This is a genomic window from Marinomonas sp. ef1, assembly GCF_002806845.1.
Classification (GTDB): domain Bacteria; phylum Pseudomonadota; class Gammaproteobacteria; order Pseudomonadales; family Marinomonadaceae; genus Marinomonas; species Marinomonas polaris.
Map to the genome: position 1 here is coordinate 212,709 of NZ_NHTT01000005.1, position 15,657 is coordinate 228,365.

At 42.9% G+C, this 15,657-nt stretch carries 13 protein-coding genes; all 13 read right to left on the reverse strand.

Features of this window, described 5'->3' with window-relative positions; translation table 11 throughout:
- Positions 1–2: 2 nt before the first annotated feature.
- The 13 genes from CCS02_RS08945 to CCS02_RS09010 all read right to left on the reverse strand — a co-directional run bounded on the left by CCS02_RS08945 (position 3) and on the right by CCS02_RS09010 (position 15,559).
- The gene (locus tag CCS02_RS08945; protein WP_100186986.1) at positions 3–986 is read right to left on the reverse strand and encodes a fumarylacetoacetate hydrolase family protein; all 984 of its coding nucleotides are present in this window, start codon (positions 984–986) and stop codon (positions 3–5) included.
- 11 nt (positions 987–997) lie between these two features.
- Positions 998–1,576, reverse strand: a complete 579-nt coding sequence (locus tag CCS02_RS08950; protein WP_100186987.1) for a cupin domain-containing protein — start codon at positions 1,574–1,576, stop codon at positions 998–1,000.
- An 89-nt stretch (positions 1,577–1,665) separates the two neighbouring features.
- Positions 1,666–2,796 carry an FAD-dependent oxidoreductase gene (locus tag CCS02_RS08955; RefSeq protein WP_100186988.1) on the reverse strand — a complete coding sequence of 377 codons (1,131 nt, stop codon included), beginning with the start codon at positions 2,794–2,796 and terminating at the stop codon, positions 1,666–1,668.
- 32 nt (positions 2,797–2,828) lie between these two features.
- Positions 2,829–3,191 (reverse strand): Rieske (2Fe-2S) protein, encoded by a 363-nt coding sequence (locus tag CCS02_RS08960; RefSeq protein WP_100186989.1) that lies wholly within the window; start codon positions 3,189–3,191, stop codon positions 2,829–2,831.
- A complete protein-coding gene (locus CCS02_RS08965) occupies positions 3,191–5,590 on the reverse strand; it encodes an efflux RND transporter permease subunit (protein ID WP_100636373.1) in 2,400 nt (799 codons plus the stop codon). Before CCS02_RS08965 ends, CCS02_RS08960 begins: the two co-directional genes overlap by 1 nt.
- Positions 5,587–6,672: a WD40/YVTN/BNR-like repeat-containing protein gene (locus tag CCS02_RS08970; RefSeq protein ID WP_100636374.1), complete on the reverse strand. Its 1,086-nt coding sequence runs from the start codon at positions 6,670–6,672 to the stop codon at positions 5,587–5,589. Before CCS02_RS08970 ends, CCS02_RS08965 begins: the two co-directional genes overlap by 4 nt.
- Before the next feature lie 8 nt (positions 6,673–6,680).
- A complete protein-coding gene (locus CCS02_RS08975) occupies positions 6,681–7,844 on the reverse strand; it encodes an MFS transporter (RefSeq protein ID WP_100636375.1) in 1,164 nt (387 codons plus the stop codon).
- Between the two features lie 237 nt (positions 7,845–8,081).
- Positions 8,082–9,035, reverse strand: coding sequence for a VOC family protein (locus CCS02_RS08985; RefSeq protein ID WP_100636377.1), 954 nt, complete (start codon positions 9,033–9,035; stop codon positions 8,082–8,084).
- Between the two features lie 20 nt (positions 9,036–9,055).
- On the reverse strand, positions 9,056–10,213 hold the full coding sequence (locus tag CCS02_RS08990; protein ID WP_100636378.1) for an alpha/beta hydrolase family protein: 1,158 nt from the start codon (positions 10,211–10,213) through the stop codon (positions 9,056–9,058).
- A 170-nt stretch (positions 10,214–10,383) separates the two neighbouring features.
- Positions 10,384–11,745, reverse strand: a complete 1,362-nt coding sequence (locus CCS02_RS08995; protein ID WP_100636379.1) for a DUF1329 domain-containing protein — start codon at positions 11,743–11,745, stop codon at positions 10,384–10,386.
- Between the two features lie 17 nt (positions 11,746–11,762).
- On the reverse strand, positions 11,763–13,373 hold the full coding sequence (locus CCS02_RS09000) for a DUF1302 domain-containing protein (RefSeq protein WP_100636380.1): 1,611 nt from the start codon (positions 13,371–13,373) through the stop codon (positions 11,763–11,765).
- Positions 13,374–13,785: 412 nt separating this feature from the next.
- Positions 13,786–14,187, reverse strand: a complete 402-nt coding sequence (locus CCS02_RS09005; protein ID WP_157807984.1) for a MoaF N-terminal domain-containing protein — start codon at positions 14,185–14,187, stop codon at positions 13,786–13,788.
- A 460-nt stretch (positions 14,188–14,647) separates the two neighbouring features.
- On the reverse strand, positions 14,648–15,559 hold the full coding sequence (locus tag CCS02_RS09010; protein WP_100186999.1) for a LysR family transcriptional regulator: 912 nt from the start codon (positions 15,557–15,559) through the stop codon (positions 14,648–14,650).
- Positions 15,560–15,657: the final 98 nt, after the last annotated feature.

A 15,657-nucleotide genomic window follows, 5' to 3' on the forward strand; every position in this document is an offset into this window, starting at 1 on the left:
ATTTATTTGTTCGCTATGATTTTTTGCTCGATCACGCCAAATGGGCCATCGCGACCATCATCAAATTTCGCCTGCATACGGACACTGTCACCAAAACGCATATACTGAGTTTTAATCTCACCTAGATCGATTTTTTCGATCACTCGTCGCTCGGCAATACACGCCGATCCAGCATCTCGAGATTTATTAGAAACGGTACCCGATCCTATGATACAGCCTGCATTTAATTTGCGAGTTCGTGCCGCATGAGCGATCAATTCAGGGAAAGAAAAATTCATTTCACTGCCATGAGGTTCACCAAAACGCTCACCATTCCATGTGATGTTAAGATGCAAATTAAAACGTCCATTTTTCCAAGCATCACCCATTTCATCAGGAGTAACCGCAACTGGTGCAAAACTTGATGAAGGCTTGGCTTGTATAAAACCAAATCCCGTTGCCATTTCACGAGGCCCAAACGATCGCAGACTCCAATCGTTTATTTGTACCAACAAACAAATCGCTTGAGCTGCTTCGTCCAGAGTTGCCGCCATAGGTACTGGCCCTGTAATCACACCAAACTCACCTTCAAAGTCGATACCATCCTCTTCATTTGGCATCAGAATATCTGCAGTTGGACCTTGAAAATCATCGCTCGCGCCTTGGTACATCACCGGAATGGTGTCAAAGTCAGGAATAGGCTTAGTATTAAACGCCTCTTCCATCAATTTACCATGATTGATGAACGCAGAGCCGTCTAACCACTGCGGGCTTCTTGGCAATGGCGCAAGACAAGCCGATGGGTCAAAATCAAAGGTATAATCTGCTTTTCCTGCGTTTAATAAGTCGTACAAAGCCTGAAGATCGGCGGCTTTTTCTTGCCAATTTTGTACTACTGATAATAAGTTAGGCGCAATAACTGTGGCGTCGACAGCTTTGGTTAAATCTTTTGAAACAACGACTAGACGACCATCTAAGGTGCCATTCGGTAGAGTTGCGAATTTCATTTTATGACTCCTTATTTAGTTAAGGCATTAGCCAATTGATCGTCGTACTGTCCACCGATTAGGATGAATAAAATACGGCACATTTTTCCTGAGCGATTCGCCCACGCATGGTTAGTACCACGCTGAATAACGACACTACCAGGCTTTAAAATAGCTTCGCCATTATCAACAATCAAGGTCAACTCACCTTCAATAACAATGCCGTAATCCACTGATTCAGTGCGATGCATCAAAGGATGAGGGGAATCTTCTTTTACTGTGGAGGCATCTTCATCACCAACTTTTGAAAACATTTCCTTCATATTGCCTTTACCATGAGTCAAAAACTCCTCAGTGTCTGGCGGAATATCAACAAAGCGAATTCGGGTGCCCGCTTTCATCGGTGGTAAAACCACAGGCCCTATAGTTGGATCGGTTTGAGCATTGGTGATGGGGGCCGGTGTATCGCTGGTATTCCATACTTCATGAAACTTAGTACCTGGAACGGCTTCAAGATCCATCACAGTATTAAGTGGACCGTTTTCTAAAATAATCGCGTTACCATTTTCATCATGGCCCGTCACAACACGGTAAATATCGGGAAAACTCATGGAGTAACCTCTCTAATGTTAAAAAGCACACATATCGGTAAATAAAAAATGGCAGTGAACACAAACGTGTCACACTGCCCAAGGGAGTTTTAAATCGGCTGACTTAACGCTATTAGTGACTGTCCCATAATTTTTGAGTGTTCGGCTTTATCGCCACCATTAATCTCGATATGGCACAAGCGAGCGGAGTTTTCGACCACCATGCGACAACGATCCCAACGACGATCATGAAACTTATCAAGCGCCACTTGGACATCATCATTAGCCGCCAACTCATCCGCTAATACGATTCCACTTTCGATACCAATTCCTGCGCCAGACGCAAGATGAGGCGTCGTCGCCGCTACTGTGTCGCCTATCATCACTAGACGACCTTTGTTCCAAGGCGTTTTGACTAACAAATTAGCAAGCGGACGGTAGTCAATGTTTGCCTCTTCTTTTAATGCATGTGGAATCAACGCTTTTATGGTTGGATTAGGAAAATGTTCCATCAATCCTGCGAAAATTTGCGGCCAAGTTTCTTTATCAATGTGTTCTTTCGTTGGACGGTCTTCTGTAATAAACATATACATATGAGTATCAGATACTGGGTTTACACCAAGTTTAAGGTGATCTCCCATCCACATGGTCACACGATTGATCTCAGCGGTACGTGGCATAATCGCACGCCACACGCCCTGACCTATGTATTCAGGATCAGCCACTTCAGGGAAGAATTCTTTGCGTATTTTTGAGTGCACACCGTCTGCACCAACAACAAGGTCATAGTCGTGCGTACTTCCATCTGTAAAAGTCACAACTGCGCCAGATTCAGTCTGTTGAATGTCTGTATAGGTGCAGCCCAAGCGGACATTGACACCAGACTCAAGTGTCGCAGTAGACATAATGCGAGCGAGAGTAGGACGAAAAATACCGCCACTGCCTCCCACAGAGGAACCAACTGGGCTTGGTGTTGGCAGCTCCATAATTAAAGGACCATGAGCTAAGTGAATAGCGACGCCATCAGTAACACAACCTTGTTCAACAACTTGCTGATAAAGCCCAAGGTTTTCTAATGCACGCATAGATGCGCCATTGATACTGATACCAGCTCCCAATTCACACCATTCAGGATCAATCTCAACAAGATCAACTTGAATGCCATGACTGCGCATTTTAATTGCTGTGGCCATACCGGAGAAACCACCACCAATGACCAATACTTTATTTACTGCAGCCATTTAATGACTCCTTATTTTTGTTGTTAGTAGAATTAATTAATGTCTGTTAATAAAATTGAGACCATGCCCATCGAATTAACATAAACAGGTACTTTTTCTAGCGTCTTGCCAAGGCAAGGCCCCTGAATACACAACCCAGAATCAGGCTCAAATAAGGCACCATGGGCATGACAAGCAACATGTTGCTTTTTAGCATCCATATAAGCATCTTTACGCCATGCCATCGGTGCATCATTTACATGAGGACAAGCATTTCGCCAGCCATAAAATTCGTCGTTAAATTTCACCACGAACAGCAGGTCCTGCCCGGCCTCATTTTCTAAAAAGCCTTTCGTGTCGCCTTCTTTAAGATCATCAATGTGACAAAGCACAACGCTGTTTTCTGTCAACATCATCACAACACCTCACTTTTGGAGTCGCCACCATTAGCGTATTTTGGCTTAAGCAGAAAATGCGCAAGAGCAGGTAATAAAATCAGTGCACCTAACATGTTCCAAATGAACATAAACGCCAGTAATAACCCCATGTCAGCTTGGAACTTAATCGGGCTAGCAATCCAAGTTATCACCCCAACAGACAAGGTTACACCGGTTAACATCACGACTTTGCCGGTGAAATTAAGCGCTCTTAAATAAGACTGAGATAAACTAGTACCTTGACGTAATCCAACCAAAGTTATGGACAAAATATACAAGGCGTAATCGATACCAATACCGACCCCCAAGGCGATAACTGGCAAAGTGGCGACTTTCACGCCCATGCCTAATTGCACCATCAAAGCTTCGACCATAATGGAGGTCAGCATCAAAGGAAGCAGCGCCACAATAACGGCTTTAAAGGAACGGAAAGTAATAAGAGACAGTAAAGCTACAGCACCATAAACCAGGAACAACATCTGATACCAAGCGGCTTTTACGGAGATATTGGTCGCCGCTTGAATCCCTGCACTACCCGCAGCCAATAGGAACTGCACATCATCGGTATTATTGTCTTTAGCAAAAGCTTCCACATGATTAACAATGTTACTCAAGGTGTCTGCTTTGTGATCTTGCAGATAAACATAAACCGTCAATAGATTACAGCTGCTGTTGTACAGACCTCGTGGCGCACCCGCAGTGATGTAATTCAACATACTTTGGTTTGGTAGAAACTCGTACCATTTAGGATTGCCTTCATTTAAACCAGACAACACACGACGAGATAATAGAGCCAAAGAGTTCGTTGATTCCACGCTAGGAAGCTGACGTAATTGCCACTCAAGCGTGTCTATTTTTTTCAGGGTATCGTATTGAGAACATTGACCATCAGGGGTTTTGACCATGATCGCCACCACATCACTGGAAGCGCCATAATACTGATTCATAAAGGCGATATCTTGATTGTAACGGCTGTCTTGACGTAACTCAGGAGCCCCTTGATCGAGATCGCCTATCTTCAATTGAGTACTTAACGAGAAGGCTCCAACTGCCAACAATACACCTGCTATCAAGGCCCCAGTTGCCCATTTTCGCTGGGTAAACTTATCTAAGAACACCCATAATGCAGGCATCTTTTTCGCACTGGTTTGATCAATGTCATTTATCACGCTGCGTTGTGCTGCTTTTTCACCAACACCAACATAAGAAAGCATGATGGGCAAAAGAATAAGGTTAGTGAAGATCAGTACAGCAACCCCGATAGAAGCAGCAATAGCTAACTCTTGAATCACCTTAATATCGATCACTAACAGCACAGCAAAACCAACGGCGTCTGCCAACAATGCGGTTAAACCAGCCATGAACAAACGTCTAAAGGTAAAACGTGCCGCGACCAGTTTGTCAAAACCACGGCCAACATCCTGCATAATGCCATTCATTTTCTGTGCGCCATGGCTCATGCCAATAGCGAACACTAGAAAAGGTACTAGGATAGAATACGGGTCTAATACATAACCTAGCGTAGGCAAAATACCCAATTGCCATACCACAGCTAACATAGAAGCGAATACCACTAAGAAGGTTGAACGCACACAACGGGTATACCAAAACACCATAATGGTCGCGATCACAACCGCCAATGCGAAAAACCACAAAACTGCTTGAACACCTTCGATCAAGTCACCCATTACCTTGGTAAAACCGGTAATATGGATTTCCAAACCTTCTGCTTGATACTTAGTCCGTAGGTCTTCAAGCACCTTGGAATACTTTGCGTAATCTAAGGTTTCCCCAGTTGCATCTTGATTTAGCAATGGCATGTAGATAATAGTGGATTCTTCATCTGCCGCGATCAATTGACCAATTTGCCCAGAACGCGCCACGTTGGCTTTCAATGTTAGCAAACTAGTAGGAGAGCCATCGTAACCTTCTGGAATGACTGGACCGCCATCTAAACCTTCTTCGGTTACCCCAATCCAGCGAGTTGAAGGCGTCCAAAGTGATGTCATTTGCACTCGGTCTACACCAGGCAATAAAAACACTTCATCACTGAGTTGACGCAATAACTCTAGATAATGAGCATCATAAATACTGCCATTAGGATTCACTACGGCAATCCGTAACGCATTGCCTAAACCGGTTAACTCGTTTTCATATTTCAAATAGTTTTGAATATAAACTTGATGCGTTGGTAAGGTTTTTTCGAAACTTGCATTAATCGTTAACTTAGTCGCTTGCCAACCTAATAACCCCGTCACCAAAGCACAAATGATAATAACGACTAAACGATGATTGAATAACGCTCGCTCGATAAAGGAGCCCGAATTCGGGTCAAACTTATCCTCGGGTAAAGCGGCAATAGACGTATGATGTTTCATTTGAAATCTCCTACATCAATAGAGACAGGCCCATTGATGCTTAAAGCAAGTACACTACCGTTTGCTTTTTCTAGAATATTGGTTAAAGGTGGAAGGCGCTTACGGGTAAGTGGAACCAGTCGGTTTTCTCTCAGACCAAGCAAGGTTCCCGCTTGATTCGCCATGATTACTTGGCCGTCAGAGTGGACAAAAGAGGCCATAATCGACGAACTAACAGGATTTTTAATGTCTTTCCAGTGCTGACCATTATCATCGGATAGCAAGGTATTACCTCGTAAACCAGCCAGCACTATTTCATCGTGACCCAGCAACTGAGCAGTAAAAAAACTGCCTTCATAAGGTGTTTCGATGGTTTCAAACGACTGACCATCATCCATTGAAAGTGCGACAAAACCTTGTTCACCAGCCACCAGAATACGCTCTCCTTGTTTGCGGATACTGTATAAGTGCAACCCAAATGGATTATCAATTCGGTCCATCCAAGATGCCCAAGACTGGCCACCATCGATACTTTCAAAGGCAAAGCCATATGCACCTACAACCACAAGGTGATCACGCCCAAGTACCAATAAATCTAAAAAAGGTTTGTCTGGGCCGTCCGCAATAAGCAATTTTGCCTGACGAATCAATTCTTCGTCTTTAGACTCTTCAGCTTGTTGTAATAGCTTTTCAGCTAGCTGGTGACCATTCAGCTGTACTTTCCAATCATTGCCACCATTTGTAGTGCGCAGCACAATGCCGCCATGACCAATGGCATAGACATTTTCATCATCAAAGAAGCTTACTCCAGTCAAAGTGACACTGACTGGAGAAGGTAGCTGACGCCAACTTTTACCGTCGTCATCCGAGCGAAGAATCAAACCGCGCTCACCAACAGTAATAAAATGATCACCGACGGATGTCACCGACATCAAAACAGATTGCGCGCCTAAATTAGACTCAATAGCTGGACGATCGATAGCATCAGCCACCGCTGCAATAACCCCTTCAACTCGACAAAGTAAAAAGGCCATCAGAGTGAACACAGCAAGCTTACGTAACAAGCTCGCTGGATGCGTTGTCGCTTTCTTCTGGTTAGACATTATCCACCTCACGCCACAGACTCAGATTGAATAACATCTGAGCTGCGCTGAAAGACACGTATAAAACACACAAGTGAAATCGTACCGAACACCAAAGCGGCTATACCAATACCTTGATAACCAACAAATTTAATGATGGTTCCACCCAAAATTGGGCCAACCGCCGCCCCAATCATTAGCATCGCAGGGGTTGCTGCCAGGGCACGACCAGACTCATCTAAACGAGCCAATAAGCCAAAAACAAAGGTATGAGTGAATATCATCAGAGACACAAAACAGGATGCTGAAGCGGCATAAAAAGCGAAGCTACTTGCATTCATCATAATATTGGACAAGATAATTTGTAGAACAGGGCCGGTGCATAAAACAACACGGACAGAAAAGCGCTTTTCAAAAATACCAGCGGATGCCGCTGCGACAATATTAATCACAGTGAGCACTATTAAAACTAACGTCACAGAATCGGCGGAAAAACCTCGGTCGTTCCCAACTCGTTCCATAAAGCTAAACGTCATGGCTTGAGTCACTGCCATTAAGCTAATGCCCACAATACCGTACCAAACACTAGACGGGATTTTCGTTACAACCTGTTTGGCATTCTCACTGTCTTCTTCATCTAGAACCAAAGAAGGAAAGGCAACAGCACAAACAAAAGCAGCAAACGTCATAATGCCACCAAAGATAATGAACAATGAATGTCCACCCACTGCCTTGGTAATATTTGGTGTTGCGCCCATAAAGACGAACGCCATGATACCCAAGGTAAGCCCAGCAATGGCGAACAATCTGTGCGGATTTTCCCCTCGAGCGAACGTGCCATGAGCCATGCTTAGCGCCGCGCTTGAACTGATACCCGCCACAAGATGCAAGAGAGCTAATTGAACATAGTCATTGGTTTGAGAAGCAGCAAAGAAACATAAACCTGAAGCAAAAAAACCAACGCTGGCAACCACACGTCGATTTAGCTTTTTGAAGCGCGGGGCAATTAATATGCTGGAGCCTACCGCACCAATTAAAAATAAGGTAACTAGACCACCCGCTTGCTGGCTATCAAAGTGATATGTGGCCACTAAAACCCCAACCCATAAAGGTAGCGCCACTAGATCTAACATACCGGCACTATGGGAAACCATCAAAGCAAGATTGCCTTTAAATCCAAAACGATGGCTCATCGTACACCTCCCATCAGAAAGGTCGGCTCTCTTCGATCCGTAAAGCAAAAAATCCCGTATCTCACAGATATCATCAACATACTCTTACCATCCACTTTGTTTATTGTTATTTCGTGGTAGCGACGTATCGTCGCTTTCAGTTTTTTATGGGGCAGTAATAAATTATCACTGCTCCTCCCCATAAAAACTTTTCTTTTATATCAAATACTTGATCAACTTTCTTTTACTTAAATAAATCTACTCATAATCACCATTATGTGAGGTATCTTTTCCTGGTGACCATTTACTTCGGTAACGCATAAGAAACGCTTGCGAGTTATCGGCGCCCATTGGGAAAGCACGAGGACTCCAATTTTGATCATGCAAATCCATGTCCGCATCCATCTCGATATGACATGCAAGAGGGCTATTGAAATACCAGAACCAGTTCGATCCCATAATATGTCGCCCAGGCCCCCAAAAAGCCTGATAGCCTTTTTCTATAAACTGAGAACCGTTTTGCATCACTTCAGTAGGACCACCGAAATGGAACGTGAAATGTTCGACGCCTTGCATAAACGGTGGCGCGCCAATCAAGAAATGTGTGTGGTGATCTAACGTTCCTGCTGGTTGTAAAAACGGGCCAGCACCTTCAAATCTATCTGTGCAGCGGAAGCCCAAACGCTCAACATAAAACGCTTCAGCTTTAACAGGATCAGGTACAAAATACACAATATGAGACAAGGTTCTAGGACGAATTGGACCCGCATCTAGCTGCACCGCTCGATGATTAACAGGTCGTTGAAATGGAGAACCTGGAACATTGGAGATTTCACCTGCCAAGTTCAACTCTTTACGAGTAGTCACCTGAAAGCCAATCACAAAACCGGAATCATCTGTAGACTCAATAGAGCCATCCGCTAATTGACGTACTTCTCGGTCTTTACTCAGCTCTTCGGTAATCGCCTGAATGGTTGCGGTATCAGCAACACCCATGACTGTTTTACGCATCATGCAGCCATTACCAATGCTTGCAGGAATGCTTTCATCTGAGGCATGAGCCAAAACCACGGCAGTGCCATCTAATGCTTCAAAACGTCCGCCTGTTTCAGTTACATTAACAGGAAACAAACCGTAATCTTTTAAAAAGGTTGCACAAGAGGCAACATCCTCAACACCAAAAATGATGGTTTCTAAACCGACTATCTTCATTATTTATTACCTCTTTACGATTAGGCCGTATGACCATTCAATGTCTCTGCAACCCAATCGGCGATATAAGCCCCAGCATTGGCAGAATTATCAAAACTAGAGTGCTGAACGCCCCCTTCACGATCAGTGAAAACCTTAAGCTCTTTTTTAGGGCTATTAGTCAACTGCTCGTAGGTTCGATGAGCCCATTTCAACGGAATTTGAGAGTCTTTTTCTCCGTGAGTGACAAGGAATGGCACCTTAATGCGATCTAATACGCCATCTAGATGAACTTTTTCCGCAATCTCCATGAACTCATCCATGTCTTTTGCTCCCCATACCCAACGCACGTGTTCCCAATAATGTGGAACAGGAAAACTGCCCTCTTTTTCTAAGCGACGTTTTTGTACATCTCGCCAATCATGATTCGCTCCCCATACCACACCACAAGCAAATCTAGGCTCAAACGCCACCGCACGAGGACAGTAATAACCGCCCAGAGAAACGCCTTCCATGCCAATGCGTTTGGCATCAATTTCTTCACGAGTTTCCAACCAATCAACAATACGGCTTGCCCAATGTTCGCTATCAAAACGAGCCGTAAAGCCTTGTAAACGAAGCGCCTCACCGGTGCCCGGCTGATCAACAATAAGAGAAGAAACACCTCGTTTAGCTAACCAAGCAGGTAAACCAACGCGATACTTCATTTCTTTTGTAGAGTCCAAGCCGTTAACTTGAACCAAAATTGGCGCTTTACCTTCCTCACCTTCGGCACGTACATAAAGGGCAGAAAGATGCTTGCCTTCATATGGAATCTCGACTCGTTCACAATTTTCTTTTGCTAGCTCTAATCCACGAGCAAATATTTCTTGAAAACGCTGGTACAAGGCTTCTCTACCTTGTGATCCATGTGCCTGTAAACGTTCAGCTGTGAGGTAATACGTCGCCGCGCGGCCATATTTGTCACCGGCAGAAATCAAACGACCACGCTCTTCATCCTCTTTAGCCAATTCACACAACTTATCTGCCATGCGCTCCCAGCTGTCACGAAAAGCCTTGGAGCCAGCAGCGTCTTTTGCTTTAGCAGCTTCCTGAAGAGGCGCACACATTTCTTCAATCTCACCAATACGCGCGCCCATTTCCAAGGCAAGATTGATAGAAAGATCCCATGGATAATTAGTGGGAAAATAACGAAACATAAATACTCCAACGTCTTTTATTTGAAAGCTTACAAACTATTTGGTTTGTAAAACAAAGCCCTCTCAAGCAAACCAAAACCTGTATCAAAGGACGAGCGAAGCCAAAAGGGGTAAGGCTACGCCCTCCCTTTGATACAAAGGTAATCGGATTAACTGAGTATTAAATAAAGCTATCGTGTGCCTTGACGCGCTAAGCCTTGACCAGTAAAAGTACTGGTAGGAAAACGCTCTACAGGCCTATTTTGGGAAGGCTTATCATTCATGACATTGGCCACATAAGCCTCACTTGACAGCAAGTTATAAAAACCAAAGGTTTGCGGAATCGTTCCTGGGAACTCAGGCATGATGTAGTTAAACTGCCATAGTGTTTTCCATAACTCACCATTCGAGTCCCAACGATCAGCCAAAGATGCCTGCCAAGTATCTTCATCTAGATAGTATTTACTGCGTACTGCTTGATGGCGTTTGCCCTCTGCAAGCGTTGCTTCAACAACCCAAACGCGATGTAATTCCCAACGTACAGCATCTGGATTCAAGTGATTTCCAGTAATGGCTTGTGCATCGCTGTATTGTAAAAAGCGGTTTTCGTTATAAGGAATGAGTATTTCTTTTTTACCTAACAATTTCCAATCAAACACTTCAGTAGTACCAGAAAATACGCTCAACTCATCGAAAGACATTAAACCAGCCGTCGCAGGAGTTGGCGTGTCACAGCAAGCATTTGGAAGTTTACGTACACGACGCTGACCCGTTAAATACACATAAGATTGAGTTTTATCTTCATCGACGTTGTTTCTCCCAGCAATACGTTCTCCGGCACGAATTGGCGGTCCGTAGTTTTCAAGGTTTACTTCCCAGAAATAGCCATCAAATTCTTCGCTTGAGCCTTCCTGAAAGTAATAAGGCATTTGGTTCTTCAATAGACCATCCGTTGTCAAAACAACTTTGCCACTTGATGTAATTTGATACTGGTTGATATCCGCTTCCCAGCTCACACCACGCCAAGACAAACGGTGGTTGTTAATAGCTTCTAGACCATTTTGAGGAATCGGAAATGGGATACCTGCATAAGCACCACTAATCTTGTGACCATCCATTTTTGCCTTCAAAGCATTTTGTACTGTGTAGTTGTATACCCACTCTGGTGCTGTCGCCGTTCTATGAGTTTGGTAAACATCTAGACGATAAGTATCTGGATACTTTTGTAGCATCGCCTTTACACCATCGGTTAACTTATCAGCATATTTATCCATATTCGCTGCAGTCACTGTGTATAAAGGTTTCTCATTAGCAAAAGGATCTAAGCGCTTACCACCCAATATTTCACCCTTTATTGGATCATTAAAACCGCCGGTCCAAGCAGGGATAGAGCCATCACTGTTGCCTGCTTTTTCACCACCAAAAGGGGTCAAATCTGCACCCAATCGAGCGGCTTGCTCTGGGCTAACAGCGGCATAAGAAGCCAGTGAAAAACAACCTAGTACTGCAGAGGTAACTAAAATACTAAGAGAGTGTTTTTTATTGTTATACATCATCATTCTCCAAAAAATTAAAAGGTGGTGCTTACAGAAGCAGAGATAAAATCTCGATCTTTTTGCGACTGCTTGTACGTTGCGTTATTTGAACTATCATTGAATAGCCCTTCATCTCCTAAATATTTGATATAGCTCAAAGAGGCATTCCAACGATTTAAATAAACAGCATTAACGCCAACGTTAATATCACCACCATCATCAACACCAAAAGACGAACCTAACGCTGAAGATTTACCCCAAGTATGGCCAATACCAATAGAAGGACTTAGATCAACTCCGTCGAAAGCTTGACGATACATCGGCGAATAAACCATTTTTATGCCAACAGCAGATTTGTCAGCGTTAGGGTTTAACTTGTCTTCATTTTGAGTAGTTTTTACGCGAGTGTTCCAAGCAATTTCACCAACAAAACTGGACTCTTTAGATAGGAAATTCGACCCTAAACTCGCCAACCAAGAGAATTGAGCATGAGCTGTCTCACCGATGGCATATCCAGGATTTTTATCGTTGTCGTATTGCACACCTGACGTTGTTATCGATGTAGAAGCACTCGCAAGAGGTGCATTTACACGATATGAAATTTCACCGGCCAAGCTCCAAATCCCAACGGTTTTTGCCATACTGGCACCATAGGCTTCAATGCCTTTGGCATAAGCCCATTTGTATTGACTAGGATGGAAAGAAGCATCCAAAATGGTGTACATATTACTTGGGGAGCTAGAATCAAAACGAATTGCGTACAAACCAAAGTCCGCATCAAGGTCATAATCACTCCATTTAAGTTGTAGACCGTATTGACCGGAGTCAGAACCTTCATCATCAGAGGTGTGTGTTGCTGTGTATGGTCCAGCAAGTAGTTTTTCACCTTCTAATGTATCTCCAGTAGAAAGATAAGAACCTGCGGGAAGGAAGCGAGATTTCTCCCACTCATAACCAACATAAGCCCCTAAAGAAGCCGTTTCAGAAATAGGAATATCGATAGAGACTTTGCCTGTCGGTCTCATTGTTTCTTTAAAAGTAGAGTTAGGCACAGATGATAACTTCACCACATCAACAGGCCCTTGACCTCCGGCAATACCGTTAGAGCCAAAAAACAAACTTTCGCCCCACAACAAGCTATGGCGCCCAACACGAATCGTGCCTTCCATTCCATTCATCACAGGGAATCGTGAATAAACAAAAGCATCAAGGATTTCGGCATCTCCACCCATGGTTTTTTTGGTGGTGTCTGAGAATTCACTGGCAGGGGTGTGGTTTGAACTTGTGCTGGTATTGTCCGTATCTTGATGATAAACATCGTCGTACCAAGCAGCACCACTAATACGAACACCGGCATTTTTATAAGACAGGTCAAATTCGGAAAATAGATCTAAACGACTTGAAACCAACCCTTTATCAAAGTTGTTATCACCATCGTTATAATTAGCTGCACCACTTCCTTGAGTTAAACCTGAAGAGGCATCCTTGGTACGAAAAGCGGTACTGTATTTGACGGTATTACCTAGACTGACCCTTAAGTCAGAATTATCTGTTTCTATTTCAAATCCATAGGCAGTAGAAGTACTAGAAACAATGGCAATAGCCAATGCTTTTAGCCGAAATGGCGTCGAGTTGATTATTTTCACTTGTTCTTCCTCTCAAATTTTATTTTTATGTTTTTAAGAACAAACTAAATGTAAATCACCACAACCTTTCGGAAAAACCCTTTAAACAGAATCAATCATTCGACGCCATCGAATGATTAATAAGACAATAAAAAACATTCAATAGAAGCATCATAAAAGACACAAAGAAGCTCAATATAAATGACCTATCAGATGCAACTCACAATCGAGACTTGGACATTATTTTGAAGAGGATTTTCTGACGTAAGTAGAGATGAGAATGGCGACAAAACCACTCGAAGTATTTTTTAAACAGAAAAGTAAACTGACCTTTTCAGGCCAGTATTACAGGAGATATGGCTAATTTATGGTAGTAAAAATGATAACGCCTACCGAGCGTTTGTTACTCGTTTGGCCTATTTCTAGCCATTTTCTATTGCGTATATTTACCTTGTTTCACATCAACAATAGGACCTTCATCAAAGAGCTCCATTTGCCCAGGCATAAGTGCTGATGCATGGATAACCTTATTACCTAAATCCAAAATTAGAGTAACGTGACCAACTCTTCCGGGTACAAGCCAATGGACTAAAAACATATCCTTACCAATTTTTCTAGCTCGATACGGTACTGTCAGAGTAGGAATATGACCTGCATCAAGTTGAGTAAAAGAAACTCGATCATCATAAAATTTTAACTTATAAGCTCGACCTGAACTGTAAGTATACTGAACTTCTAACTCGTCTAAGTTAACGGTATTGGATACATTGACCTCATCTGGAATAACGCCGGGAGGAATATTTGGCGCCTCGGTCGAAATAGTAGGTTTATTCATATTCATCTCCGTATTTTTTGATGACTGAGGATCAACAGCATTAGAACTTGCACAACCCGCTATCATAGTTAAAGCTAGAGCAACGCCTGATATTTTAAGTTTATTCATAAATCTACTCCCAACTAGTGGTCACATTGCCACTAACAATATCGATCTTTTTATTCGTGTCGTCTTTTTAGCATGGCGACTAATCTGAGAATAAGGGAAAACACACTTTCGATTAAGTTGATAATAATCAATCCACACCTTGATACTATCAACTTGATTTTGTATCTATTTTGTTAACAAGTGTGTCTTCACGCTCACAACCATTCTAAGAAACACTTCAAATAGCTTTAATCATTCGATATAACCGAATGATTATAAAAACATAGCCACCATTCATGCTCGATTAGCACATAAAATGGCCAAAGTATGGCCACTTAAAATATTTCTATCGCTGCTAGACCTTAATACCTCGCTATTTACCAAGAATACTTTTCGCTTGTGCTAAAACCGTATTTCTTAACCACATATGTGCTGGATCGTCGTTGAGGTAACGTGGCCATATCATAATTTCAGTCACAGGTTCCATTTCAAATGGCGCTGGCAGCAATTTAACCGGGAAGCGTTGAGCCATCTCTTCCGCAATAAGTCTATGTAAGGTGACAATGCGATTTGTTCCTACTACTAATAAAGGAACGGAACTAAAATGGTCTACCGTACATTCGATTCTGCGTTGTTTACCATAACGTGGTAAAAACCATTCTTCATGGGTAATACTGTGTTCATCACCTAAACGAATGGCAACATGCCCCATATCCAAATATTGTTCCATGCTAAGTTCATTGAGTTCACTGTGTTCACACACCATGCATGTTTGAATATCGGTTAATACCTCTGTTTGAGGGTGTTGAAATCGATCTGAATACTGCTTTGGTAAAAATAATAAATCAATTCCACCTCGCTCAAATGCATCAAATACATCCTTTGGTGGGATAATCATATCTAGTCGCATACTAGGCGCACTTTTAGCAAGTTCTCTAGAAGACTGAGCGATCAATATATCGATCATGTAGTCTGATGCAGCAACGGTAAAATTACGCACAATGTTTTCTGGTTCGAAAACGGGACGTAAAGAAATGGTTGCTCGCGCCCTCATCAAGGTATCTCTAACCGGTCCTACCAAGCTTTTTGCTAGTGGTGTGAGTTCCATCGTGCGTCCAACGGGCACCAGTAAGCTGTCATCAAAATACTCTCGTAATCGCCCCAATGCGGCACTCGTAGCAGACTGCCCAATATGCAAGTGCTCGCTTGCTCTCGTGACATTGCGCTTCTCAAGCAATACATCAAGCACAATCAATAAATTCAAATCAAATTTATCTAGACGCATAGGGGCTCCTTAACTTCCAACTATAGGTATTAATAATATCAATGGAAATCATTAATACAATCTGTTTTATAACTTTAATTCAAACGCATTATAGTGAT